This window comes from Dolichospermum sp. FACHB-1250, assembly GCF_014696335.1.
Lineage (GTDB): Bacteria > Cyanobacteriota > Cyanobacteriia > Cyanobacteriales > Nostocaceae > Dolichospermum > Dolichospermum planctonicum.
Genome location: NZ_JACJPZ010000064.1, coordinates 1 through 21,191 on the forward strand (window position 1 = coordinate 1; position 21,191 = coordinate 21,191).

A 21,191-nucleotide genomic window follows, 5' to 3' on the forward strand; every position below is an offset into this window, starting at 1 on the left:
ATTAATAAACTCAATTCTAGTTTGTGTTTCATTAATTCCCCCCGCACGATACAATTCTATCGAAGAGTGAAAATGTTCAACAAGTTTAATAATGGTATCAGGTGCTTTCATATTTGAAAAAATGTTAGTTTTAACTAAATCTATAATAACTCTTTTTTGACCAAAATTGCCAACTTTTCCGCAGCCCCACCTTCACCCCTCACACTGCGTAATTTATGACGAATAGCCTCTAATTTCTCTGGATTTTTTAACAAATCTAAAACCATTTCTCCCACTTCCTCAGGTTGCAATTTACCTACTAATTCTGGTACAATTTCTGCTTGCGCCCAAATATTTGGCCAAGCTAATAAACCCTTATTTTTTGACATCCACCAATTAATTATCTTAGCAAAAAAAGAGCCTAATATCGGTAAATTTGCTAATATTCCTGGTAAACCATCCCAAGAACGCATTGCATCTAATTGTTGCATGGGTAATAATACAATCATGGGTACTGCTAACGCTCCTAATTCTGCGGTATTTGCACCAACTGTAGTTAAACAAATGGAACATTGAGACAATAAATGATAAGCGGGATTTTCTTGTTTTAATTCTACTGTTAAACCTGTAGAAGTTAGGAAATAATTATCTATTAAATCAGCACCTTGAAAATTAAATGCTGTTGTAAATGGGTTATTTTCAGGATTAGCAAAACTGGCTAAAGTTGGTAAATCTAAAGTTGGCGCAACAGGAATAAAAAACTTTGTCTGGGGTAATTTCCTGTGAATATATTCAGCAATAGCTAAGGTTAAAGGTACACCTTGAGTTAATTTCGCTGCTTTTGAACCTGGTAAAATTCCAATAATGTTAATTTGAGTTTGGAGATTTTCAATTTTAGATGTGATTTCATTCTCCGCTGCTTCTAACATTAAATCACCAACAATAGTAAATTTATCTGCATATTTTGGAGAAACATTTTTCGCAACTTGTGCTTTCATAATGGCAAATTTATCTATAAAATTGTGCCAACGTGCTTCCCATTCCGCATAAACTACTGTTTTATATCCTAACTTTTTACCAATAATAACGGGAAAAATTTGATCACCACCTAAAAATATAACCACACCTTGATTTCTCCATTGCCAATTTTCGGCGGTTTTTCCCCACAGTAAAAATTGCCAAAAATGTTCTGGTGCTTGAACTCTATCAACCTCTGGATAACCCAAAGCTATAGCAGTTTCTTTACCACTAGCATGAGGACAAGGTGATAATATTACAGAAATTCTGACCTGAGAAATATCATGTCCTAATTGTTCTCGCAATGCTTTGACAACAGGACGTACCCAGGTTGTTACCTCCCCAGGTCCATTGGAAAGAATCAGAATATCTACTGGAGTCATTTAATTATTACCTAATCAGTTATAAAATATGATTATACTGGTATAATGAATGAAAAGAACAAAACGGAATCTATAAATTAGAATCTCAATTAGATATGGTGACAAGGTGTTTAAAGTTTTGTATCATAGTTAATCAAATTCATCACAAAATCAAATAACAATGTACTATGGTAATTAGTAGCGTAAATGTGCAATGCTTCCCTTACTGTTTTCAAAGGATGTCAGGTAAGCTACACCCTGATTTACTAATAGCAGAATGTGGCAGCTTTGACCGGTAAACCTAACTGGGTGAAACTAATGTCTAAGGAAAAAAAAGGTAATAAAGAAGCTAAAAAGCCTAAGAAAGATCCCAAGGACAAAAAGGAGAAAAAAGACCCAAACAGATATGATGGTTTAGGTAAGTAAGAAAGATTAACTTGATGAGAATTTCTGGTAAGGTATAATAAGGGTTTTAGGCTATTAGCTTTTAACAGATTAAGGTCATTATCCATGTAGATAGATGGATAATGACCTTTGATTTTTCAAGTAAATATCAATTTATTATTTATCGATCATTTTCATAAGTTAGTTATATATCTCATTGATGCAAATTGTTAGTTTAAGCTATAATAGACAAATACTATGATTCCCCGCTGTAATATCATGACAACAAAATTACTCCAAAAAGTTATAGAAACAGCTGAAACTTTACCAATAGAAGAACAAAATAATATTCTTCAACCTTGGTTACATGAGTTATAAACACATCAAATTGCTCAATCAAAGCAATCTCAATTTAAGTTATCGGAATTACTTCTTTTACATGAATTAGAAGAATGAAAATAACCTCATAATTGTTACTCGTAATATTAGTGATTTTGGTTTCTCATCTGTTAATGTTTTTAGCCCTTGGGATTAATATTTCATAGGATGGTTAAGATGTTTATTATTCCTCTACCAAATCATCCCTAAATTCAAAACAAAACCCTTTAAAACATCTTCCCCCGAAACCGTAGCAGGAGAATCCAAAACCTCAACCTCCTTACCAGGTCTATAAATTTCCACTTGACGAGATTTGCGATTAATTAATATACCCAAACCCACACCATTATCTATATATTCCTGCATCTTTTCTTGTGTAACTTTTAAACTATCACTAGGAGAAAGTAACTCAATCACAAAATCAGGACAAATAGGAGGAAACTTTTGTTTTTCCTCATCAGTTAAAGCATCCCATCTTTCTAACTTGATCCAAGAAGCATCAGGAGAACGATCTGCACCATTTGGTAACTTAAAACAAGTCGAAGAATCAAAAGCAATGCCAGTACCATCAGCATCAGTCCAATTCATTAATTGTTGAGTGATCCTTGCATTTTTATTTCCCGTTTCTCCTCCCGTTGGTGGCATAATTATTAACTCTCCGTTTGCATTTCTTTCAAATCTCAATTCCCGATTGTTTTGACATAACTGAAAAAACTGCTCATCAGTCATTTCTATTACTGATTTCAACTTGACAGTTAAAGCATTCATTGTCATATCCTCATTGAATGTTTAGGGAGAAATTTTAACTATCCCATATCCTATTATATATTATTAGTTACCAATTAATAGCAACTACCCCAATTTTAGGTAATTCCTAGGTCGCGCAACGCTTACGCACTGCAATAATGTTTCGGAATCCGAATAGAATACAAAATGAATTTTTTGTCAAATAATTAACATTAAAAAGGTGCGTTATATTTCATTAACACACCCTACAAGATCGGCTACTGTGTAGTCTTCAAACTATCACTAGGAGAAAGTAACTCAATTACAAAAAAATTGGGACAAATGAGAGGAAACTTTCTCTTAGTAATGTTTATTTCCGCTTCTGTCTTCCCAATAACGATCTCCTTGTTTTCCTTTAACCCGGCCAAGACAGTTACCAGATACATCGTAGCACTTATATCGGCTTCGGTTCCAATGCACCTTCTTCTCCACTCTCACTGTGGCTGGAGCGTAGATTTCAATAAGTCTTTGTACATCTGGTTTAACACCAAAGTTAGTTAATTGTATCTGAGGTGGATTTTCGTTAGACGTAGAATGTTGAATTGGATCTTGGGATTCACCCTTTCCAACAATGTATTCCAGCGTTTTTACACAGTCAAGGAAAGATGAAATATTACGAGCAACTATCTGTTTTGTTTGAATGTTGATAATTGCGTACCCTGCACCTTCATTGACCACAGCATATTGTCCCTGTACTGTCACATAGGCATTGGTATCTATTTTCTTGAGATCACTCATTTGGCACTCACCAAGCTAAAAAGACGACTATTTTTAATATTCCCTTTTTTTTGCATCCCAAGTCAATCGTAACTCATTCATTACGCTTACGTTCACAATCACACCAATTTTAGGCGAACTGCTTGCAGCAGCGCAACGCTTACGCTCTCCCAACCAACATCCTAAACAGCGATCGCACTACAATGAAATGTTGGGCTGTATATTTAATTTACATCCAAACATGATTCCCTAATTTGATGTTCTAAAGCCTTTATTATTTCTCCTGCTATTGCTTTAATAACAGGAACAGATACAGAATTACCTGCTAATCTACGTACTACAGAATAAGGTAACACAATTTTAAATTCATCGGGAAAACCTTGTAAACGTAGCATTTCTCTATCGGTTAAACGTCTAACGCCGTTAACCACAAGATAATTATAACTACCTCCTGCTCTTAAGGCACATGAATAGGGTAATGCAGAAATATTACCGCCAATATTTTCATGCCAAATAGAAGGAAAAGGAGGATTATCTTTTACTGCATTTAACCGTTTATTCTTTATTTTTTCTGATAAGAAATAACTTCCAGGTATATTGTCGTCATTTTCTAAAATGGTACTAAGTGGTTGGTAATAACCTAATGGTTTTGGAAAATTGAAATCAATAAACTCTAAAAAACCAACTATATAAATTCTCTCTCTTTTTTGAGGCAAGCCAAAATCTAAAGAATTAAGAACTTTATAATAAACGGTATAACCTAGTGCTTTCAATTTATCTAAAATTACTGAAAAAGTTTTACCGTGATCGTGAGTGGTCAATCGTTTTACATTTTCTAATAAAAAAGCCCGTGGTTTTTTAACTTCCAGGATTTTTTCGATATTGAAAAATAAAGTCCCTCTAGTATCAGTAAAACCTAAACCTTTTCCAGCAATACTAAAGGGTTGACAAGGAAACCCCGCTAATAAAATATCATGGTTTGGAATATCAGAAGGCGATATTAAATTAATATCACCATGAGGTTTCTCTCCAAAGTTTGCTTCATACATTACTTGAGCATCTTTATCCCATTCGGAAGTAAATATATTTGTACAATGATAGGCTTCAAAACCGAGTCTAATTCCACCTATCCCAGCAAATAAATCAATTGTTTTATACATTTCATGTTTGGCTAATTACGTTTCTGGTATTTATTTTAACATAATTAGTATAAAGTCATTGAGATGTATCTGTGCTATGTTAAATAAATACCTATATGATTTTACCAAATCATCCCCAAATTCAAAACAAAACCCTTTAAAACATCTTCCCCCGAAACCGTAGCAGGAGAATCCAAAACCTCAACCTCCTTACCAGGTCTATAAATTTCCACTTGACGAGATTTGCGATTAATTAATATCCCCAAACCCACACCATTATCTATATATTCCTGCATCTTTTCTTGTGTAACTTTTAAACTATCACTAGGAGAAAGTAACTCAATCACAAAATCAGGACAAATAGGAGGAAACTTTTGTTTTTCCTCATCAGTTAAAGCATCCCATCTTTCTAACTTGATCCAAGAAGCATCAGGAGAACGATCTGCACCATTTGGTAACTTAAAACAAGTCGAAGAATCAAAAACTATACCCTCCTGATTTTCCTCATTCCAAATCCAAAGTTGAGCAGTTATACCCGCATTACGATTTCCCGTTTCTCCTCCTGTTGGTGGCATAATTATTAATTCTCCATTTGCATTTCTTTCAAATCTCAATTCCCGGTTGTTTTGACATAGTTCAAAAAACTGCTCATCAGTCATTTCTATTACTGATTTCAAATTGACAGTTAAAGCATTCATTGTCATATCCTCATTGAATGTTTAGGGAGAAATTTTAACTATCTCATATCTTATTATATATTATTAGTTACCAATTAATAGCAACTACACTAATTTTAGGCGAACTGCTTGCAGAAGCGCTAGTTCCCTCGGTGACGCTCCGCGAACGCTATCGATCTCCCAACTTATTCCTAAATTTTTATCACGACCAATTTTCTAATTTAAGTTCTTCAATTTTTAATAAATCAGAATCATTAGAAACGAGAATTAAATCCCGGAAAATTGCTGTAGCTGCTATTAAAACATCAGCATCTTGGATAGGAGTACCTTTAGCTTTTAATTTGGCATGAATTTCACAGGATTTTTCAATAATTTCTAAATCATCTAAAAATAATACAGGATAATCATTACAAAATCCATGAAAATCTACCAATTGTTTAGTAGCATTGAGAGATATTAAACCTCTTTTAATTTCATAGTAGGTTATACAACTAATAAATATTTCTGCACCGAGAAAGCTTAACTCTTTCAATTTATTATTTATAGTTATATTTTTCTTGAACGCATAACTAACAATACAACACCTGAAGCAATGCGACGTAAGCGGAACACTAACTCACCAAAATCTTTATCAGATGTCAATAATAATGCACCTTCTTGGTTAGCCAAGTCTAGGACTACATCATCGGAAATACCCCGTTCCATTTCCGCAACGTACCAAACAAAATGTCCATCTTGGCGCAAACGGTCAACAAGCTTATCTAGATTCTCGTCTGCTAGAAAGTTCAAGATGCCTTCTCAACAATTGGATAAATTACATCATATCGTAAAGCCTCAGCCGCAAATGCTAAAGCTGCTGGAATTACTTCTGGTGTCAGTCGAGGATGTGATTCTAAGATTTGTTCTGCGGTTTCACCAGCAGCTAATTTTTCTAAAATTAACTCAACTGTAATGCGTGTACCAGCAATTACAGGTTTTCCCATCATCACTTCTGGATCGGATACAATTATTTGTTTAAGCTGCTTTTGCATTATCTTTTCTCATCACTTGCTTCTTCTATGATTACACTCTTTTGGAAGCGATCGCTCTCCCAACGTATTCTTAAATGGCTATCGCTCACAATCACCCCAATTTTACCCAATTTTAAACGAACTGCTTGCAGCAGCGCAACGCTTACGCACCCCAACATTCCCCAATTTTAAACGAACTGCTTGCAGCAGTGCAACGCTTACGCTCTCCCAACTTATTCCTAAATTGCGATTCCTAGGTCGCGCTTCGCTATCACTCTCCCAATTTATACCTAAATGGTGATCACTTCCAACTACCCCAATTTTCAGCGATCACTATTCCAATTAGCGAGATACCAATATCCCAAACAGCGATACCTGGTACAAGCTACATTAACGCTAAAGCACTATATCAAAAAATTGAAAGAAAGGTGCTATCCTAGAAAAATGTGAAAAATAAACACTTAAATTGTATGAAACAAAAAATTAAAAAGATTCATCAAAATACTACACAACTTTCTCTTGTATTAGATTACAAAGATGCACTTAACCAAATCCGTAACTATTTAGCAGGTCAATTAATAGGTGCTACTCGTGATGAAACTTTATTAGAAGAAGTTATTAAATGTTTATTTTGTAAGATTTATCTAAAAAAAGACAAAAATATAGTTATTGACCATAATGCTAATTTAAGTGTTGAACAAATATATCAAAGAACTTTTAAAGAAATTTGCATTTTACTACCTAACTTATTTAATTCTCAAGATAAATTACAGCTAGATCAGAACAGTTTAGATTTTATTGATCAAAAATTAGAAATATTAGATATTAACCAATGGAGTTACGATCCTTTTGGCGATGCTTACGAAGTTTTTACTAGCTCTATTGTTAAGGGAAAAGAAGGACAGTTTTTTACTCCTCAAAATACTATTGACTTATTGGTAGAATTAATTAACCCACAAGCAGGTGAAACAATCATAGATCCTGCTTGTGGTGCTGGAGGTTTTTTACATTCAGCAGCACGTCATCTTATCAACTTAGGGGTTGAATCAGAAGAAGTAAATCAATATGTTTTTGGTATAGATAAAGATAATTACTTAGTTCGTCTTGCTTCAGCTAGATTATCCTTATTTACTAATACATCAGCTAATATATTTTGTGGTGATTCGTTAGCCTGGGATGTAGATCAATCATTGCATGAAAAATTAGGAACTTTTGATATTGTTTTAGCCAATCCCCCATTTGGGACTAGAATTGTTGCAGCTTCTACTAACACTCAAAGAACTTTTGAATTAGGTTATAAATGGCAAATAGATAAAAAAATAGAGAAATTTATTAAATTAAGTGAACTACAATCTTCTGTACCTCCACAAGTATTATTTATTGAAAGATGTCTGTCTTTAGTCAAACCAGGAGGACGTTTAGGTCTAGTAGTTCCAGAAAGTCTAATTTCTAGTAAAACCTATCGCTATGTTATTAATTATATTGAAGATCAGGCAGAAATAAAAGCCGTTATGGGAATGCCAGAAGACTTATTTAAAGTTTCTGGAAAAAGTGGTACTCATACAAAAACTTGTTTATTAGTCTTGCATAAGAAAAAGGAAGCAATACAGCAAACAAGTGGTATTTTTATGGCTGAAGCTAAATTATGTGGACATGATAGCAGGGGACGTAAAAATAGCAGGGATGATCTGCCAACCATTGTCTTAAACTATCGTAAATATAGAGGAAATAACCTAGTTAATTCTAGTTTAGGTTATGAAGTAGATTTTAGCAAAATAACAGATTATATTTTTGCTCCTCGTTATTATAACCCAGAGATAATTAATGAATTGCAAAGATTACAAAATACCCATCATTTGATTCCCATATCTGAATTAATTTCTCAGGGTTTACTAGATGTGACAACAGGTGATGAAGTAGGTAAAGAAAATTATGGAACTGGTGATATTCCATTCGTGAGAACTTCAGATATTTCTAACTGGGAAATCAAAAGAAATCCTAAACATTGTTTAAGTGAAGAAATTTATCGTTCTCTTGCTACTAAACAAGATGTTAGAGAAGGTGACATTCTTATGGTTAGAGATGGAACATATTTAGTAGGACACTGTGCTTATATTACAAAATATGATAAGAGAATAGTATTTCAAAGTCACATTTATAAGTTGAGAATAAAAGATGATTCTAAATTATCTCCCTATTTATTAATAGCAGCTTTAAGTTCTGAACCTGTGATGATGCAAATTAAAGCTAAAAGATTCACTCAAGATATTATTGATTCATTAGGTGATAGACTAGGTGAAATTATTTTACCTATTCCTAAAAACTGTGAACTAAAGGAAAGAATTACACAAATAGTAAAAAGATCCATAGATGATAGAATTGAAGCACGAGAATTAGCCAGACAAGCCTGTATGGAATTGGTTAATTTTTCATCAAAGCAAGTATTATTTTTATAGTGTTAATATCGCACTTCTTGATGATTGATTAATCTGTGAAATTACTATTTTAATAAATGATGATTTGTTTTTTTTGGTGGTGAATCTTGTAATTGTCAGAATCAGGATGTCCAGGATTTGAGGATCTACAGGATGTAATTGCTCATTTGTTTGTTGGTGGTGAATGTTCTAATTGTCTGATAGCGTAGCGTGGCGTTAGCCATATTAGGATAAACAAAATCATCCCCAAATTTTCACCAACAATTATTAAATAACATCCTGTAAATCCTTTAATCCTGGTTATCCTGATTCTGACAAAAAAAATCATAACTGACCACAAACCAATTCTTGCTTATTGATTTATCTGTAATTTTCCTACTTGAAGAAATAACCTTCGCGTAGCGTGTCGAAGACATACCACTCCAGACGCAGAGGACACAGAGGAAGAAGATTATAAACTGGGTTGAAGATCACCGGCTTCTTCTTTGATCATATCAATTAATTATCTGTTATGCTCAGAAGTCGGGGATCTAGTTAGAGCGCAACGCTTACGCACACAACTACCCCAATTTTAAACGAACTGCTTGCAGCAGCACAACGCTTACGCACACAACCCTAATTTTAGACGATCGCTCTTATTTATGACCTTCATAATGGGGATGAAGGGATAATAAGCCGGAGATTGGGAATATCCAAGAAGTCTTTGATGTTGTGAGTAACTAGCGGTAAGTCATAGCGTAAAGCCGTTGCAGCAATCCAAGCATCTTGTGGAGATATTGGTCGTCCTGCGCTTTGTCGCTTGGCACGAATATACGCCCATTCTCGACAAAGTGATTGATCAACTGGAATAATTAAGTAGTTAGATAGGTATTGTTCTAGTTGTGTTAAACGACTATCTCCCCATTGACGCAAAATTGCCCACTGAAACAGTTCAGCTACGGTCATGAATGACATTGCTAATTGTTGACCAGTTAAATAAGGTAAATAAGGGTCGGCATAATCACTACCTTTGAAGATAAAAGAAGCGATATCAGTGTCAATGAGGTAAAAACTCATGGCGTTTGTTTAAATCACTTCTTGGCGTTGTTGTCGTAGGAAGATGAGAAAATCTTCGATGGATTCTTCTTCAGGCCAAAAGTCAACAGCAAGATGTTTAAGGTTATGTACAGTGATAGGGGTCTGTGTGGCAAGGAGTTCGTTGAGCGTGGTATCTTGCCAAAACTGATGATTGAGATTTTTAAGATCGGTTTGAGAGTTTGAGGATGAATTGCTTTGAGTAAAGATTTGCAACAGTTGTTGACGTTCTATAGCTGATAGCTGTTGGATAGCAGCGATCGCATTTTCGAGTCGTGAAGTCATAGTGCGGTTTTGTGGTTATATGATTCTATTTTATTTAAACTCAGGAGCGATCGCTCCCAACCCCCTAATTTTAAACGAACTGACAAGTCAGCGCTTGCGCTATCGCTCTCCCAACATCCCCAAACAGCGATACCTTCGGTCACCGCAACGCTTACGCTCACAACCCTAATTTTAAACGAACTGACAAGTCAGCGCTTGCGCTATCGCACCCCAACACCCCAAAACAGCGAACTGACAAGTCAGCGCTTGCGCTATCGCACTCCCAAACATCCCCAAACAGCGATCGCTCCCAACCCCCTAATTTTAAGCGAACTGCTTGCAGCAGCGCTTACGCTATCGCACTCCCAACATCCCCAAACAGCGATCGCCTATTTTTCTTGATTCAGAGGTGAACACAGATAAACGCGGATTAACACGGATTTTTTGTCAGAATCAGGATGTCCAGGATTTGAGGATGTACAGGATGTAATTTATCGGTTATTTGTTGATGGTTAATGTTGTATTTGTCTGAAGGATGGTAAACAAATAATCCCCAACTTTCCACCAATAATCATTAAATGACATCCTGTAAATCCTTTAATCCTGGTTATCCTGATTCTGACAAAAATAATCCCCAATTTCCCACAACGCAATTATTGATTATTTTGTAAGAAGCTAACATGAAAACAATGGCTCAATCTTCATACTGATACTTCATCCCCTCTAGTATTCCTTTAAATTCAATTCCTTTAGTTGTATGCTTGTTCTGATTCGGCGAGAGTGTAAGACTAAATCGCTTGAATAAGCTGAAAAATTCAGGAAATGTCATTACTTTTTCAATGCGCCTTACCTGGACTGGTACTTGTCCATCATCAATCTTTGCTTTTAGCGTATCCATATTTTCGCCTGTAATTAGCAAGAACACTACTCTAACATTATCCTCGATGGACAGTTTTATCCCAAACAATAGCTCATTTGATTCTTTCAGATTGTGTTCATCAAGCCAGCAAGATATTGAAGATTGGTCGGCATTATCAACTGATACAGAGCCAACCATGTCATTATACTGGACGGACGCTTCAAACGTTTCTACGTTCATGGCAAGTTTAGTTTGCTGGTATTTCTAAAATTTACATTATGATTATGCCACAATCTATAGATTACTCAGGCTATCGCTCACAACTACCCTAATTTTAAATGATTGCAATTCCAACTTTTCCTAAATGGCGATCGCCTTAAGAATAGCAGTCAATCCCTATCATTAATTTGATCCCAAGCTGCTTCGTTAAACGTTGATGGATCACCCCAGTCCACGCCATCGAACCGATCATTAGTATAACTTGCATGGTAAAAATCTGGATCAATGTAGGAATTTTCCTTATCCTCACCTTTATCCTGTGCAATTTCTTTAGAAAGTAAGCGATTGGAAATGAGTTTATGTGCCTGTACAAGCTGCCTTAAAAACTTTACTGTGTCATCGTTTTGGTACATTTCATGAATTGAGATAACAGTTTCGGCTAGGCTAGGGTTAACGTTCGTAATAAATCCATCAATGATGTCTCGACGATTTCCCCCAAGACCATGGTGTTTAAGCATATAATCCTGTAGAAGACACCAATCTACCGCATAGAGCAATCTTTCTATAAGAAAATCGGCTTCGGAGTCCAAGAATATCCTAGATGTTGAATAATGATAATTTTTTAGTGAAGCATCTAATATGAAAGAGCGGAGTTTATCCGGCAAACTTAGAATAATAAGCTCTATAGGTATTGTCATTGTCACTACATTATTTACAAATAGATGTATTTGATTTGGTATAACCAGTTATTACACAGAATTTTTCTGTATAACACTTTTGTATACAACGATATAATAAGCATCACAGGCGATTCTTGTCAAGTTATGCAGAAATTTTCTAGATAATATCCCTATCGCCCAACTCAAAACCAGAATATCACAATACTGTCAGCACTAACGTTTCGTTTTGTTACATAACAGCATCGCTATGTAAACAAAATTTAAAATCAGGTGAGAGAACCTGTATTCTTTGTTAAGATTCATTAATAAATGTGTTGTTTTCTATATCATTTTATGTCAGATATAGGACAAAACCCCCACAGAATCCGAGTTTTCTGCTAAAAAACTCTTATTGCCGAAAATAATTGCAGTTACAAACGGTTATACCGCGACTAACTTCATGAGAACACGCTTGAAAGGAGCTTATTTGAATGTTTACCCAAGTCAAGTCCACTATTAGACATATTGCACCTGACGATTTACGGGGACGTAAATTAATCAAGGTTGTCTATGTCGTGCTAGAATCCCAATACCAAAGTGCATTATCGCAAGCGGTACGGGAAATTAACGCTAATCATCCCAGCGTTGCCATAGAAATCAGTGGATACTTGATTGAAGAACTACGCAACTCTGAAAACTATGAGGAGTTGAAACGTGATATAGCTAGTGCTAATATATTCATTGCTTCTCTAATTTTTATTGAAGACCTAGCACAAAAAGTAGTTGCCGCAGTCGAACCCCATCGTGATAACTTAGATGTATCCGTTGTCTTCCCCTCCATGCCCGAAGTTATGCGCCTCAATAAAATGGGTAGCTTCTCTTTGGCGCAGTTAGGACAATCTAAAAGCGTAATTGCTAACTTCATGAAAAAGCGCAAAGAGAAATCTGGCGCTGGTTTCCAAGACGGAATGTTGAAGTTATTGCGGACTCTCCCCCAAGTGCTGAAATTCCTCCCCATGGAAAAAGCACAAGACGCGAGAAACTTCATGCTCAGTTTTCAGTATTGGCTAGGTGGTTCAGCGGAAAACCTGGAAAACTTTTTACTGATGCTGGCTGATAAATACGTACTAAAAGGCATAGAGAAAGAAAGCTTTGTCGCTGCTGACTATCAAGCTCCAGTTGTTTATCCTGATATGGGAATCTGGCATCCTTTAGCACCAACCATGTTTGAGGATGTGCGAGAATATCTGAACTGGTATTCTGCTCGCAAAGACATTTCTAGTCACCTTAAAGATCCCCTTGCACCATGCGTAGGTTTGGTATTACAACGGACTCATCTCGTTACTGGTGATGATGCCCATTATGTGGCAATTGTGCAGGAATTGGAATCATTAGGGGCAAGAGTTCTCCCTGTATTTGCAGGTGGTTTAGATTTCTCTAAACCAATAGAAGCTTACTTCTATGAACCAATTACCAAAATGCAGTTAATAGACGCGGTAGTATCCTTAACTGGTTTCGCTTTAGTCGGTGGACCGGCTAGACAGGATCATCCTAAAGCCATTGAAGCATTAAAACGGTTAAATCGCCCTTACATGGTAGCCTTGCCTTTGGTCTTCCAAACCACCGAAGAATGGCTAGATAGCGATTTGGGGTTACATCCCATTCAAGTGGCTTTACAGATTGCTATACCCGAACTAGACGGCGCAATTGAGCCGATTATCCTATCAGGTAAAGATGGGGCAACAGGCAGAGCGATCGCACTCCAAGATAGAGTAGAAATAGTCGCTCAACGGGCATTAAAATGGGCGAATCTGCGCCGTAAACCCAAACTAGACAAAAAAGTTGCTATTACCGTTTTCAGCTTCCCCCCTGACAAAGGTAACGTGGGTACAGCCGCATATTTAGACGTATTCGGTTCTATTCATGAAGTCATGAAAGGACTGAGAAACAACGGTTATGACGTGCAGGACATTCCCGAAACCCCCCAAGAGTTGCTAGAACAAGTCATCCACGACGCACAAGCACAATACAACAGTCCCGAACTCAACATTGCTTACAAAATGTCTGTGCCAGAATATGAAGCACTGACACCCTACTCCCAACGCTTAGAAGAAAACTGGGGACCACCTCCCGGAAACTTGAACAGCGACGGCCAAAATCTCTTGATTTATGGGAAACAATTTGGTAATGTGTTCATTGGTGTGCAGCCGACATTTGGTTATGAAGGCGACCCCATGCGGTTGTTATTCTCCCGTTCCGCAAGTCCCCACCACGGTTTTGCAGCATATTACACCTATCTAGAACGGATTTGGGGCGCTGACGCAGTGTTACACTTTGGGACACATGGCTCATTGGAATTTATGCCTGGTAAGCAAATGGGAATGTCCGGTGATTGTTACCCAGATCAACTAATTGGCTCAATTCCCAACCTGTATTATTACGCAGCTAATAACCCCAGTGAAGCTACAATCGCTAAACGTCGCAGTTATGCAGAAACAATTTCTTACCTAACACCACCGGCGGAAAATGCTGGTTTATACAAAGGGTTGAAGGAACTTAGCGAGTTAATTGCTTCTTACCAAACTTTGAAAGACACAGGACGCGGTGTTTCCATTGTCAATTCCATCATGGATAAGTGCCGTATTGTCAACTTAGACAAGGATATTCACATTCCTGAAACCGATTCTAAGGATATGACCTCGGAGGAACGGGATAATATCGTTGGTAACGTTTATCGTCGGTTAATGGAGATTGAATCGCGCTTATTACCTTGTGGACTGCACGTGATTGGTAAACCTCCCACTGCCGAAGAAGCGATCGCCACTCTGGTCAATATAGCTAGTTTAGATCGACAAGAGGAAGAAATTCAAGGTTTACCCGGAATTATTGCCAAAAGTCTCGGTCGCAATATTGAGGATATCTACAAAAACAACGATGCCGGAATTTTGGCAGATGTACAACTATTACAAGATATCACCCTCGCTACCCGTGCGGCTGTTACAGCCTTAGTTCAAGAACAAATTGACGCAGAAGGTAGAGTGATAGCGGTTTCCAAGTTGAACTTCTTCAACATGGGGAGAAAAGAACCTTGGGTAGAATCACTGCATCAATCAGGTTACACCAAAGTAGACACCTCTGCATTAAAACCCCTGTTTGAATATTTGGAATTTTGCTTAAAACAAGTTTGTGCAGATAACGAACTTGGTGGTTTATTGCAAGGTTTGGAAGGTGAGTATATTCTCCCCGGTCCTGGTGGTGATCCTATCCGTAATCCTGACGTATTACCCACAGGTAAAAATATCCACGCACTAGATCCCCAATCTATCCCCACATCTGCCGCAGTCCAATCGGCGAAAATCGTCGTGGATAGGCTGCTAGAGCGGAATAAGTCAGAAAATGATGGCAACTGGCCAGAAACCATCGCCTGTGTCCTCTGGGGTACAGATAACATCAAAACCTACGGCGAATCCCTCGCCCAAATTATGTGGATGGTGGGAGTACGTCCAGTTCCCGATGCTTTGGGACGGGTGAACAAGTTGGAATTGATACCTTTGGAAGAATTGGGTCGTCCTAGAATTGATGTAGTGATCAATTGTTCTGGTGTATTCCGTGACTTGTTCATTAACCAAATGAACTTGCTGGATCAAGGTGTAAAAATGGCAGCAGAAGCTGATGAACCCTTGGAAATGAACTTTGTCCGCAAGCACGCTTTGAAACAAGCGGAGGACATGGGAATAAATCTGCGTCAAGCTGCAACTCGCGTTTTCTCTAATGCTTCTGGTTCTTATTCTTCTAATATTAACTTAGCGGTGGAGAATAGCACTTGGGACAGTGAAGCTGAGTTACAGGAAATGTATTTGAAGCGCAAATCTTTCTCTTTCAATTCTGATAATCCTGGGGTTATGGATGAGTCAAGAGAGATTTTTGAAACGACTTTGAAGACTGCTGATGCAACTTTCCAGAATCTCGATTCTTCGGAAATCAGTTTAACTGATGTTTCCCACTATTTTGACTCAGATCCGACTAAGTTAGTAGCAAGTCTGCGTGCAGATGGTAAGAAACCATCTTCTTACATTGCAGATACAACTACTGCGAATGCACAGGTGAGAACTTTATCAGAAACTGTGCGTTTAGATGCGCGGACGAAGTTGTTAAATCCCAAATGGTATGAGGGGATGTTATCTCACGGTTACGAAGGTGTGCGCGAACTTTCTAAGCGGTTGGTTAATACTACTGGTTGGAGTGCGACTGCTGGTGCTGTGGATAATTGGATTTATGAGGACACAAACGAAACCTTCATCAAAGATGAGGAAATGCAAAAGCGGTTGATGAATCTCAATCCTCATTCTTTCCGCAAGATTGTTTCTACTTTGTTGGAAATGAATGGACGCGGTTATTGGGAGACGAGTGAGGAGAATTTAGACCGGTTGAGAGAGTTGTATCAGGAGGTGGAAAATCGGATTGAGGGGATAGAATAGGATTACATGGGCAGGTTTTATACCTGCCTCCTTAATAATCAGATAAAATTAACAAATAAAAGATAGATGATTCAAACATTTAAAAATAAATCCTTAGAAAATCTGTTTAAAGAAAATTTTAATAAAGGAGTTCCCGCAAATTTAGAAAATAAAATTAGAATCAGACTTGAAGTTATAGACTCAGCTTTAATTGTAGAGGATATTAGATTACCGGGATATGATTTGCATGAATTAAAAGGAGACAGAAAAGGAACTTTGTCAATTAAGGTATCAGGAAACTGGCGGATAACTTTTAAATTTGAAGATGGTGATGCTTATGATGTTAATCTTGAAGATTATCATTAAATCCTGTGTTAATATGATATTAATTGTGTAGAGCTTGTTAACTAACTGTAGTAAAATTTATTAAGGAGTATTGATTATGAATAATTTGCAAGATATTACTCAAGATAGATTAGTAAGACCAATACATCCTGGTGAAGTAATTGCAGATATTTTAGATGATTTAGATATTAATCCTAGCAATTTTGCTGAAATTTTAGGAGTATCTAATCAAACAATTCAGGAAATTATTAATGGTGAAAAATCCATTACAGTAGATATTGCAATTCGTCTTGGTAAAGCTTTAGGAAATGGACATAGACTTTGGTTGAATCTTCAGCAAAAGGTTGATGTCTGGGATGCTTTGCAAAGTCATAAGGAAGAATATAATAAAGTTATGACATTAGTGTAGAATAAATATGAATTTTATTACTCTCTATTTACCTCCATCCATTCAAATATTTGCTTGAGCATCCTTACGCAGTTTATCTTGCTGCAACAACATCAAAAAATAGTCCGCTACAGTATCATAATTGCCAGATTGAAGCTGAATCTCAAGATAAGACTCAAGTTCTTTTGGTATCGCAAAACTCACGTTCATAAGTTTCTAATATGAATAAAATTTTATTAGTATCTTATCATTTTTTATTCTGGTGATGAATTTAGGCGTAAGCGTTGCGCTGCTGCAATCAGTTCGCTTTTTTGTGATGTGTAATTGCGTAAGCGTTACGCTGCTGCAAGCAGTTCGCTGTTTGAGGATGTGGGGAATGCGTAAGCGTTGCGCGACCTAGGAATCGCTTTACTGGTGACAGTATAGAATGTGAAAATCTATTTAGAACTTTACTCATAAACCTTATGGAAAGCAGCGCTCATGCTCAACAATTAGAATTATTTCAATTATTCCAACCGACTAAAATTATAAGTTGTACAAGAAAGTTTACATTTGTAGATTTATTTGCTGGAATAGGTGGATTTAGAATTCCTTTAGAAGAATTAGGAGGAATTTGTTTAGGATATTCAGAAATAGATAAAGAAGCTATTAAGGTTTATAAAAATAATTTTATTAGTGATCATAATGCAGATGAACCATATTTAGGAGATATTACAAATTTAAACAAATTACCTTTTGAAATAGATTTAATAGTTGGTGGTGTGCCTTGTCAACCTTGGTCTATAGCAGGTAAAATGCAAGGTTTAGATGACCCCAGAGGTAAACTATGGCTTGATGTTTTTAGAGTTGTAGAAGTTAATAAACCTAAATCATTTATATTTGAGAATGTCAAGGGTTTAACCGAGCCAAGAAACAGACAAAGTTTAGAATATATACTTAGTAATTTAACATCATTTGGCTATATAGTTAAATATCAGGTGCTAAATTCCTATGATTTTGGTTTACCTCAAGATAGAGACAGAATATTTATTGTTGGTATTAGAAATGATATTGCAAATTATTGGGGGTTTACTTTTCCTAAACCATTAAATAAACGCTTAAAACTTTATGATATAATTCCTGGAATTGAAAAAACTAATTTTCCTAAAAAGAAATTTCCTCCAGAAGTTTTATTTAATGATGGCAAAATTCCAGCTTCTAGAGGCAGATTCCAAAAAATAGATGAATTAAACGATTTCTTTACTTTTGCTGATATTAGAGATGGACATACTACAATTCATTCTTGGGAATTAATAGAAACAAATTATAGAGAAAAGTTAATATGTCAAACTATTTTAAAAAATAGAAGAAAGAAAATTTATGGTGAAAAAGATGGTAATCCTTTAAAATTTGAAGTATTAGAATCTTTAACTTCTAATTTACAGATTGCAGAAATTAACAGCTTAGTAGACAAAGAAATTCTTCGTCTTGTAGAAGGTAAAGGTTATGAATTTGTAAATTCTAAAATTTCTTCAGGTATTAATGGTATTTCTAAAATATTTTTACCTCATGCTGATGCGATTGGAACTTTAACCGCAACTGGAACAAGAGATTATGTGGCTACTATATCTATAGAATGTGAAGAACCTGAAGCATATAAGCAAACATTTATCAAAAAAATTTATCAACCAAAGCGATTTAAACCTTTAACCGCAGAAAATTACGCAAGATTACAAGGATTTCCTAAAAGTTTCAAAATAGCGGATAATGAAAATACAGCCAAACATCAATTTGGTAATGCAGTTTCTATTCCTGTCATTTACCATTTAGCAAAGGCATTGTTAACAATCATTCTATCGGTTTAATTTTGAATATGGCAGCTATTAGTTCAAAAACTCGTGCAGAAATTAAAGGTTATCTAGAAGGTTTTATCAAGGGTCTTATAGATGAGTATAAAAGGCGTAAAATTTTAAAACCTATTTTGCAGAAGCTGAACTTCAAAAACAAAATTACGAATCTGCCATACTTCTTCGTAGTGTAAAAATGGTAATTTATGATGTATAGAAAGAGGTGATTTTTCAATGGATAAATTAACTCAATACCGTCAAATAGTTCAAGAAATATTAAAAGAATATGGTGAAGCACAACCAGCTTACGGCAATATAGAAGTTGAGACGATTTTTGATACACAACGTGATCATTATCAAATAGTTCATGTTGGTTGGGAAGGTCAAAATTGGGTACATAGTTGTATCATTCATATTGATATTAAAGGTGGTAAAATTTGGCTGCAATGGAATGGTACTGAGGATGATATTGCTGCTAATTTAGTAGCTGCGGGAGTGAGTAAAGAGGATATTGTGTTAGGTTTTCAGTCTCCTTTTATGAGGAAGTTTACAGAATATGCTGTGGGTTAATTATTTAAGGAATATTAATTATGAATAATTGGCAAAATATTACTGATGAGAGATTAGCAAGACCAATACATCCAGGTGAAGTAATATCAGATATTTTAGATGATTTAGAAATTAATTATCACGATTTTGCCGAAGTTTTAGGAATATCTTATCAAACAATTCAAGAAATTATTAATGGTGAAAAATCCATTAGGCGCATCTGATGAAAATATATCCTTTGAGCAATTGTGTCAACTCTTGATCAGATTAGGATTTGATGAAAGAATTCGTGGTAGTCACCACATTTTTACAAAACAAGGAGTTGAAGAAATATTGAACCTTCAACCCAAACAAGGAAAAGCCAAAGCATATCAAGTTAAACAAGTCCGGGAAATGTTACTTAAATATCAGCTAGGAGGTTAAGATGACTCTGCGCTATGAAATTAATCTCTATTGGAGTCAAGAAGACCAATCATTTATTGCAGAAGTTCCAGATTTACCGGGATGTGCTGCTGATGGAGAAACTTATCAAGAAGCACTGCAAAATATAGAAATTATTATGCAGGAATGGATAGAAACTGCTCAAGAGTTAGGTCGAAAAATTCCTGAACCTACACAGCGTTTCATGTCAGCTTAACTGATGATTTTGGGATCTGAAAAGAGCGTAAGCGTTGCGCGACCTAGAAATCGCTTTTATTGGATATAAAAGATATAATAGACTCAAGGAGTATATAATTAGTGATATTCAGAATTGGGAGCAAGAACCGTGATAGATGGTAAAGCTATTTCTATTTCATTATTTACAGGTGCTTATGGTCTAGATTTAGGATTAGAACAAGCAGGTTTTCACACTGTAACTGTAGTAGAAAAAGATCGTGATGCTGTCAAAACTATTGCTCTTAATCGTCCCTTTCTTCAAGAAAGTGCTATTCCCAGAGAAATACAAAATGTTAGTTCTCAAGAATTACTGCAAGAAGGAGGAAGAGTTTTCAATTTAGGCCGTGCTTTACAACCTGGTGAAGTAGATTTAGTCACAGGTGGTCCCCCATGTCAACCATTTAGCACCGCAGGAAAAAGAGGTTCAGTTATGGACCCTCGCGGTAGTTTATTTATGGATTTTATTCGCATTGTTAAAGAAGTCCAACCCCGTTTTTTCTTAATGGAAAATGTTAAAGGTTTGCTTTCTGCTCCTCTGCGTCACAGACCAATTAATCAACGCAGAAAAGATTACCCACCTTTAGAACCTGATGAAATGCCTGGTTCTGCTTTAAAAGTGGTATTATCAGAAATGCAAGCAATAGAATATAACGTAGTTTACAACCTTTTAGAAGCAGCAGATTATGGAGTACCACAAAATAGAGAACGTGTAATATTTATTGGTTCACGAGATGGGGAAATTGCTACATTTCCTATTCCCCAATATTGCAAAGATGGAAAAACTTTACCTAAATGGAGGACATTAAAACCCACATTCCGCACCCTGAACTGTCACAGATCAAAAAAGCAGAGATAGTAGTACATAATAACTAACGATCAATTAAAGAGAAATAAGCTTAATGAGAATACATATCATTAAAAGGGGGGTGGTGTGAGAAAGTAAAGTTTCCTAAGGAGTCCGAATTCAAGATGATTAAAAAATTTATTATTCAGAAAGCAAGAAATGAGAG

At 36.1% G+C, this 21,191-nt stretch carries 24 protein-coding genes and 2 pseudogenes; 12 read left to right on the forward strand and 14 right to left on the reverse strand.

Annotation, left to right across the window (positions count from 1 at the left end; translation table 11 throughout):
- Nucleotides 1–140: 140 nt before the first annotated feature.
- Nucleotides 141–1,379 carry a lipid-A-disaccharide synthase gene (locus tag H6F39_RS17765; RefSeq protein ID WP_190397152.1) on the reverse strand — a complete coding sequence of 413 codons (1,239 nt, stop codon included), beginning with the start codon at nt 1,377–1,379 and terminating at the stop codon, nt 141–143.
- Nucleotides 1,380–1,637: 258 nt separating this feature from the next.
- Here H6F39_RS17765 and H6F39_RS17770 point away from each other — a divergent pair, with 258 nt between their 5' ends.
- Complete coding sequence (locus H6F39_RS17770; protein ID WP_162501152.1) at nt 1,638–1,784, forward strand: hypothetical protein; 147 nt, start codon at nt 1,638–1,640, stop codon at nt 1,782–1,784.
- Between the two features lie 528 nt (nt 1,785–2,312).
- Here the strand turns inward: H6F39_RS17770 and H6F39_RS17775 are convergent.
- From H6F39_RS17775 to H6F39_RS17810, 9 genes and pseudogenes are all read right to left on the reverse strand, one after another.
- Nucleotides 2,313–2,888, reverse strand: a complete 576-nt coding sequence (locus H6F39_RS17775; RefSeq protein ID WP_137906333.1) for a Uma2 family endonuclease — start codon at nt 2,886–2,888, stop codon at nt 2,313–2,315.
- Between the two features lie 239 nt (nt 2,889–3,127).
- Nucleotides 3,128–3,208: pseudogene (locus H6F39_RS21230) on the reverse strand (Uma2 family endonuclease); the annotation flags it as partial.
- Nucleotides 3,207–3,644, reverse strand: coding sequence for a hypothetical protein (locus tag H6F39_RS17780; protein WP_137906334.1), 438 nt, complete (start codon nt 3,642–3,644; stop codon nt 3,207–3,209). The gene H6F39_RS17780 and the pseudogene H6F39_RS21230, both read right to left, overlap by 2 nt.
- A 203-nt stretch (nt 3,645–3,847) precedes the next feature.
- Nucleotides 3,848–4,783 carry a DNA cytosine methyltransferase gene (locus H6F39_RS17785; protein WP_137906335.1) on the reverse strand — a complete coding sequence of 312 codons (936 nt, stop codon included), beginning with the start codon at nt 4,781–4,783 and terminating at the stop codon, nt 3,848–3,850.
- Nucleotides 4,784–4,884: 101 nt separating this feature from the next.
- Entirely contained in the window at nt 4,885–5,460 is a 576-nt protein-coding gene (locus H6F39_RS17790) for a Uma2 family endonuclease (RefSeq protein WP_137906336.1), read from the reverse strand.
- 181 nt (nt 5,461–5,641) lie between these two features.
- Nucleotides 5,642–5,971: a PIN domain-containing protein gene (locus tag H6F39_RS17795; RefSeq protein ID WP_199290978.1), complete on the reverse strand. Its 330-nt coding sequence runs from the start codon at nt 5,969–5,971 to the stop codon at nt 5,642–5,644.
- Between the two features lie 14 nt (nt 5,972–5,985).
- Complete coding sequence (locus H6F39_RS17800; protein WP_137906338.1) at nt 5,986–6,228, reverse strand: DUF5615 family PIN-like protein; 243 nt, start codon at nt 6,226–6,228, stop codon at nt 5,986–5,988.
- The gene (locus tag H6F39_RS17805) at nt 6,225–6,470 is read right to left on the reverse strand and encodes a DUF433 domain-containing protein (RefSeq protein ID WP_137906339.1); all 246 of its coding nucleotides are present in this window, start codon (nt 6,468–6,470) and stop codon (nt 6,225–6,227) included. The genes H6F39_RS17800 and H6F39_RS17805 overlap by 4 nt, the downstream gene beginning before the upstream one ends.
- Nucleotides 6,470–6,628: a hypothetical protein gene (locus H6F39_RS17810; protein ID WP_162501156.1), complete on the reverse strand. Its 159-nt coding sequence runs from the start codon at nt 6,626–6,628 to the stop codon at nt 6,470–6,472. The genes H6F39_RS17805 and H6F39_RS17810 overlap by 1 nt, the downstream gene beginning before the upstream one ends.
- A 291-nt stretch (nt 6,629–6,919) precedes the next feature.
- Between H6F39_RS17810 and H6F39_RS17815 the strand changes: the two genes are divergently transcribed.
- Entirely contained in the window at nt 6,920–8,905 is a 1,986-nt protein-coding gene (locus H6F39_RS17815) for an N-6 DNA methylase (RefSeq protein ID WP_137906340.1), read from the forward strand.
- A 627-nt stretch (nt 8,906–9,532) separates the two neighbouring features.
- Here the strand turns inward: H6F39_RS17815 and H6F39_RS17820 are convergent.
- Both H6F39_RS17820 and H6F39_RS17825 read right to left on the reverse strand, forming a co-directional pair.
- The gene (locus tag H6F39_RS17820; RefSeq protein WP_028083800.1) at nt 9,533–9,940 is read right to left on the reverse strand and encodes a type II toxin-antitoxin system VapC family toxin; all 408 of its coding nucleotides are present in this window, start codon (nt 9,938–9,940) and stop codon (nt 9,533–9,535) included.
- Between the two features lie 9 nt (nt 9,941–9,949).
- Nucleotides 9,950–10,243, reverse strand: a complete 294-nt coding sequence (locus H6F39_RS17825; RefSeq protein WP_190397153.1) for a hypothetical protein — start codon at nt 10,241–10,243, stop codon at nt 9,950–9,952.
- 195 nt (nt 10,244–10,438) lie between these two features.
- Here H6F39_RS17825 and H6F39_RS17830 point away from each other — a divergent pair, with 195 nt between their 5' ends.
- Nucleotides 10,439–10,624: a hypothetical protein gene (locus tag H6F39_RS17830; protein ID WP_190397154.1), complete on the forward strand. Its 186-nt coding sequence runs from the start codon at nt 10,439–10,441 to the stop codon at nt 10,622–10,624.
- Between the two features lie 292 nt (nt 10,625–10,916).
- On the opposite strand, the gene H6F39_RS17835 is transcribed toward H6F39_RS17830, so the two are convergent.
- Together H6F39_RS17835 and H6F39_RS17840 are read right to left on the reverse strand one after the other, a co-directional pair.
- Nucleotides 10,917–11,321 carry a hypothetical protein gene (locus H6F39_RS17835; protein WP_190397155.1) on the reverse strand — a complete coding sequence of 135 codons (405 nt, stop codon included), beginning with the start codon at nt 11,319–11,321 and terminating at the stop codon, nt 10,917–10,919.
- A gap of 149 nt (nt 11,322–11,470) precedes the next feature.
- Nucleotides 11,471–11,998, reverse strand: a complete 528-nt coding sequence (locus tag H6F39_RS17840; RefSeq protein ID WP_190397156.1) for a hypothetical protein — start codon at nt 11,996–11,998, stop codon at nt 11,471–11,473.
- 452 nt (nt 11,999–12,450) lie between these two features.
- Here H6F39_RS17840 and H6F39_RS17845 point away from each other — a divergent pair, with 452 nt between their 5' ends.
- The 9 genes and pseudogenes from H6F39_RS17845 to H6F39_RS17885 all read left to right on the forward strand — a co-directional run.
- Nucleotides 12,451–16,437, forward strand: coding sequence for a magnesium chelatase subunit H (locus tag H6F39_RS17845; protein WP_190397157.1), 3,987 nt, complete (start codon nt 12,451–12,453; stop codon nt 16,435–16,437).
- A 66-nt stretch (nt 16,438–16,503) separates the two neighbouring features.
- On the forward strand, nt 16,504–16,782 hold the full coding sequence (locus H6F39_RS17850; RefSeq protein WP_137906344.1) for a type II toxin-antitoxin system RelE/ParE family toxin: 279 nt from the start codon (nt 16,504–16,506) through the stop codon (nt 16,780–16,782).
- Between the two features lie 76 nt (nt 16,783–16,858).
- Nucleotides 16,859–17,170: a HigA family addiction module antitoxin gene (locus H6F39_RS17855; RefSeq protein WP_137906345.1), complete on the forward strand. Its 312-nt coding sequence runs from the start codon at nt 16,859–16,861 to the stop codon at nt 17,168–17,170.
- Nucleotides 17,171–17,613: 443 nt separating this feature from the next.
- Nucleotides 17,614–18,993: a DNA cytosine methyltransferase gene (locus H6F39_RS17860; RefSeq protein ID WP_137906346.1), complete on the forward strand. Its 1,380-nt coding sequence runs from the start codon at nt 17,614–17,616 to the stop codon at nt 18,991–18,993.
- A 216-nt stretch (nt 18,994–19,209) separates the two neighbouring features.
- Entirely contained in the window at nt 19,210–19,545 is a 336-nt protein-coding gene (locus H6F39_RS17865; RefSeq protein WP_168357588.1) for a XisI protein, read from the forward strand.
- Between the two features lie 20 nt (nt 19,546–19,565).
- On the forward strand, nt 19,566–19,748 hold the full coding sequence (locus tag H6F39_RS17870; RefSeq protein ID WP_137906348.1) for a helix-turn-helix domain-containing protein: 183 nt from the start codon (nt 19,566–19,568) through the stop codon (nt 19,746–19,748).
- On the forward strand, nt 19,720–19,947 hold the full coding sequence (locus H6F39_RS17875) for a type II toxin-antitoxin system HicA family toxin (protein WP_137906349.1): 228 nt from the start codon (nt 19,720–19,722) through the stop codon (nt 19,945–19,947). Before H6F39_RS17870 ends, H6F39_RS17875 begins: the two co-directional genes overlap by 29 nt.
- A gap of 1 nt (nt 19,948) precedes the next feature.
- Nucleotides 19,949–20,161, forward strand: a complete 213-nt coding sequence (locus H6F39_RS17880) for a type II toxin-antitoxin system HicB family antitoxin (RefSeq protein ID WP_137906350.1) — start codon at nt 19,949–19,951, stop codon at nt 20,159–20,161.
- 129 nt (nt 20,162–20,290) lie between these two features.
- Nucleotides 20,291–20,989 (forward strand): annotated as a pseudogene (locus tag H6F39_RS17885) (DNA cytosine methyltransferase); the annotation flags it as partial.
- Nucleotides 20,990–21,191 lie beyond the last annotated feature (202 nt).

Bases quoted from the DNA above. Each gene is read 5' to 3' on its own strand.
- H6F39_RS17825 (WP_190397153.1), bottom strand. From the start codon at position 10,243: ATGACTTCACGACTCGAAAATGCGATCGCTGCTATCCAACAGCTATCA.
- H6F39_RS17785 (WP_137906335.1), bottom strand. From the start codon at position 4,783: ATGTATAAAACAATTGATTTATTTGCTGGGATAGGTGGAATTAGACTC.
- H6F39_RS17775 (WP_137906333.1), bottom strand. From the start codon at position 2,888: ATGAATGCTTTAACTGTCAAGTTGAAATCAGTAATAGAAATGACTGAT.
- H6F39_RS17870 (WP_137906348.1), top strand. From the start codon at position 19,566: ATGAATAATTGGCAAAATATTACTGATGAGAGATTAGCAAGACCAATA.
- H6F39_RS17845 (WP_190397157.1), top strand. From the start codon at position 12,451: ATGTTTACCCAAGTCAAGTCCACTATTAGACATATTGCACCTGACGAT.
- H6F39_RS17835 (WP_190397155.1), bottom strand. From the start codon at position 11,321: ATGAACGTAGAAACGTTTGAAGCGTCCGTCCAGTATAATGACATGGTT.
- H6F39_RS17820 (WP_028083800.1), bottom strand. From the start codon at position 9,940: ATGAGTTTTTACCTCATTGACACTGATATCGCTTCTTTTATCTTCAAA.
- H6F39_RS17855 (WP_137906345.1), top strand. From the start codon at position 16,859: ATGAATAATTTGCAAGATATTACTCAAGATAGATTAGTAAGACCAATA.
- H6F39_RS17840 (WP_190397156.1), bottom strand. From the start codon at position 11,998: ATGACAATACCTATAGAGCTTATTATTCTAAGTTTGCCGGATAAACTC.
- H6F39_RS17790 (WP_137906336.1), bottom strand. From the start codon at position 5,460: ATGAATGCTTTAACTGTCAATTTGAAATCAGTAATAGAAATGACTGAT.
- H6F39_RS17810 (WP_162501156.1), bottom strand. From the start codon at position 6,628: ATGTTGGGGTGCGTAAGCGTTGCGCTGCTGCAAGCAGTTCGTTTAAAA.
- H6F39_RS17880 (WP_137906350.1), top strand. From the start codon at position 19,949: ATGACTCTGCGCTATGAAATTAATCTCTATTGGAGTCAAGAAGACCAA.
- H6F39_RS17865 (WP_168357588.1), top strand. From the start codon at position 19,210: ATGGATAAATTAACTCAATACCGTCAAATAGTTCAAGAAATATTAAAA.
- H6F39_RS17875 (WP_137906349.1), top strand. From the start codon at position 19,720: ATGGTGAAAAATCCATTAGGCGCATCTGATGAAAATATATCCTTTGAG.
- H6F39_RS17850 (WP_137906344.1), top strand. From the start codon at position 16,504: ATGATTCAAACATTTAAAAATAAATCCTTAGAAAATCTGTTTAAAGAA.
- H6F39_RS17860 (WP_137906346.1), top strand. From the start codon at position 17,614: ATGGAAAGCAGCGCTCATGCTCAACAATTAGAATTATTTCAATTATTC.
- H6F39_RS17805 (WP_137906339.1), bottom strand. From the start codon at position 6,470: ATGCAAAAGCAGCTTAAACAAATAATTGTATCCGATCCAGAAGTGATG.
- H6F39_RS17815 (WP_137906340.1), top strand. From the start codon at position 6,920: ATGAAACAAAAAATTAAAAAGATTCATCAAAATACTACACAACTTTCT.
- H6F39_RS17780 (WP_137906334.1), bottom strand. From the start codon at position 3,644: ATGAGTGATCTCAAGAAAATAGATACCAATGCCTATGTGACAGTACAG.
- H6F39_RS17765 (WP_190397152.1), bottom strand. From the start codon at position 1,379: ATGACTCCAGTAGATATTCTGATTCTTTCCAATGGACCTGGGGAGGTA.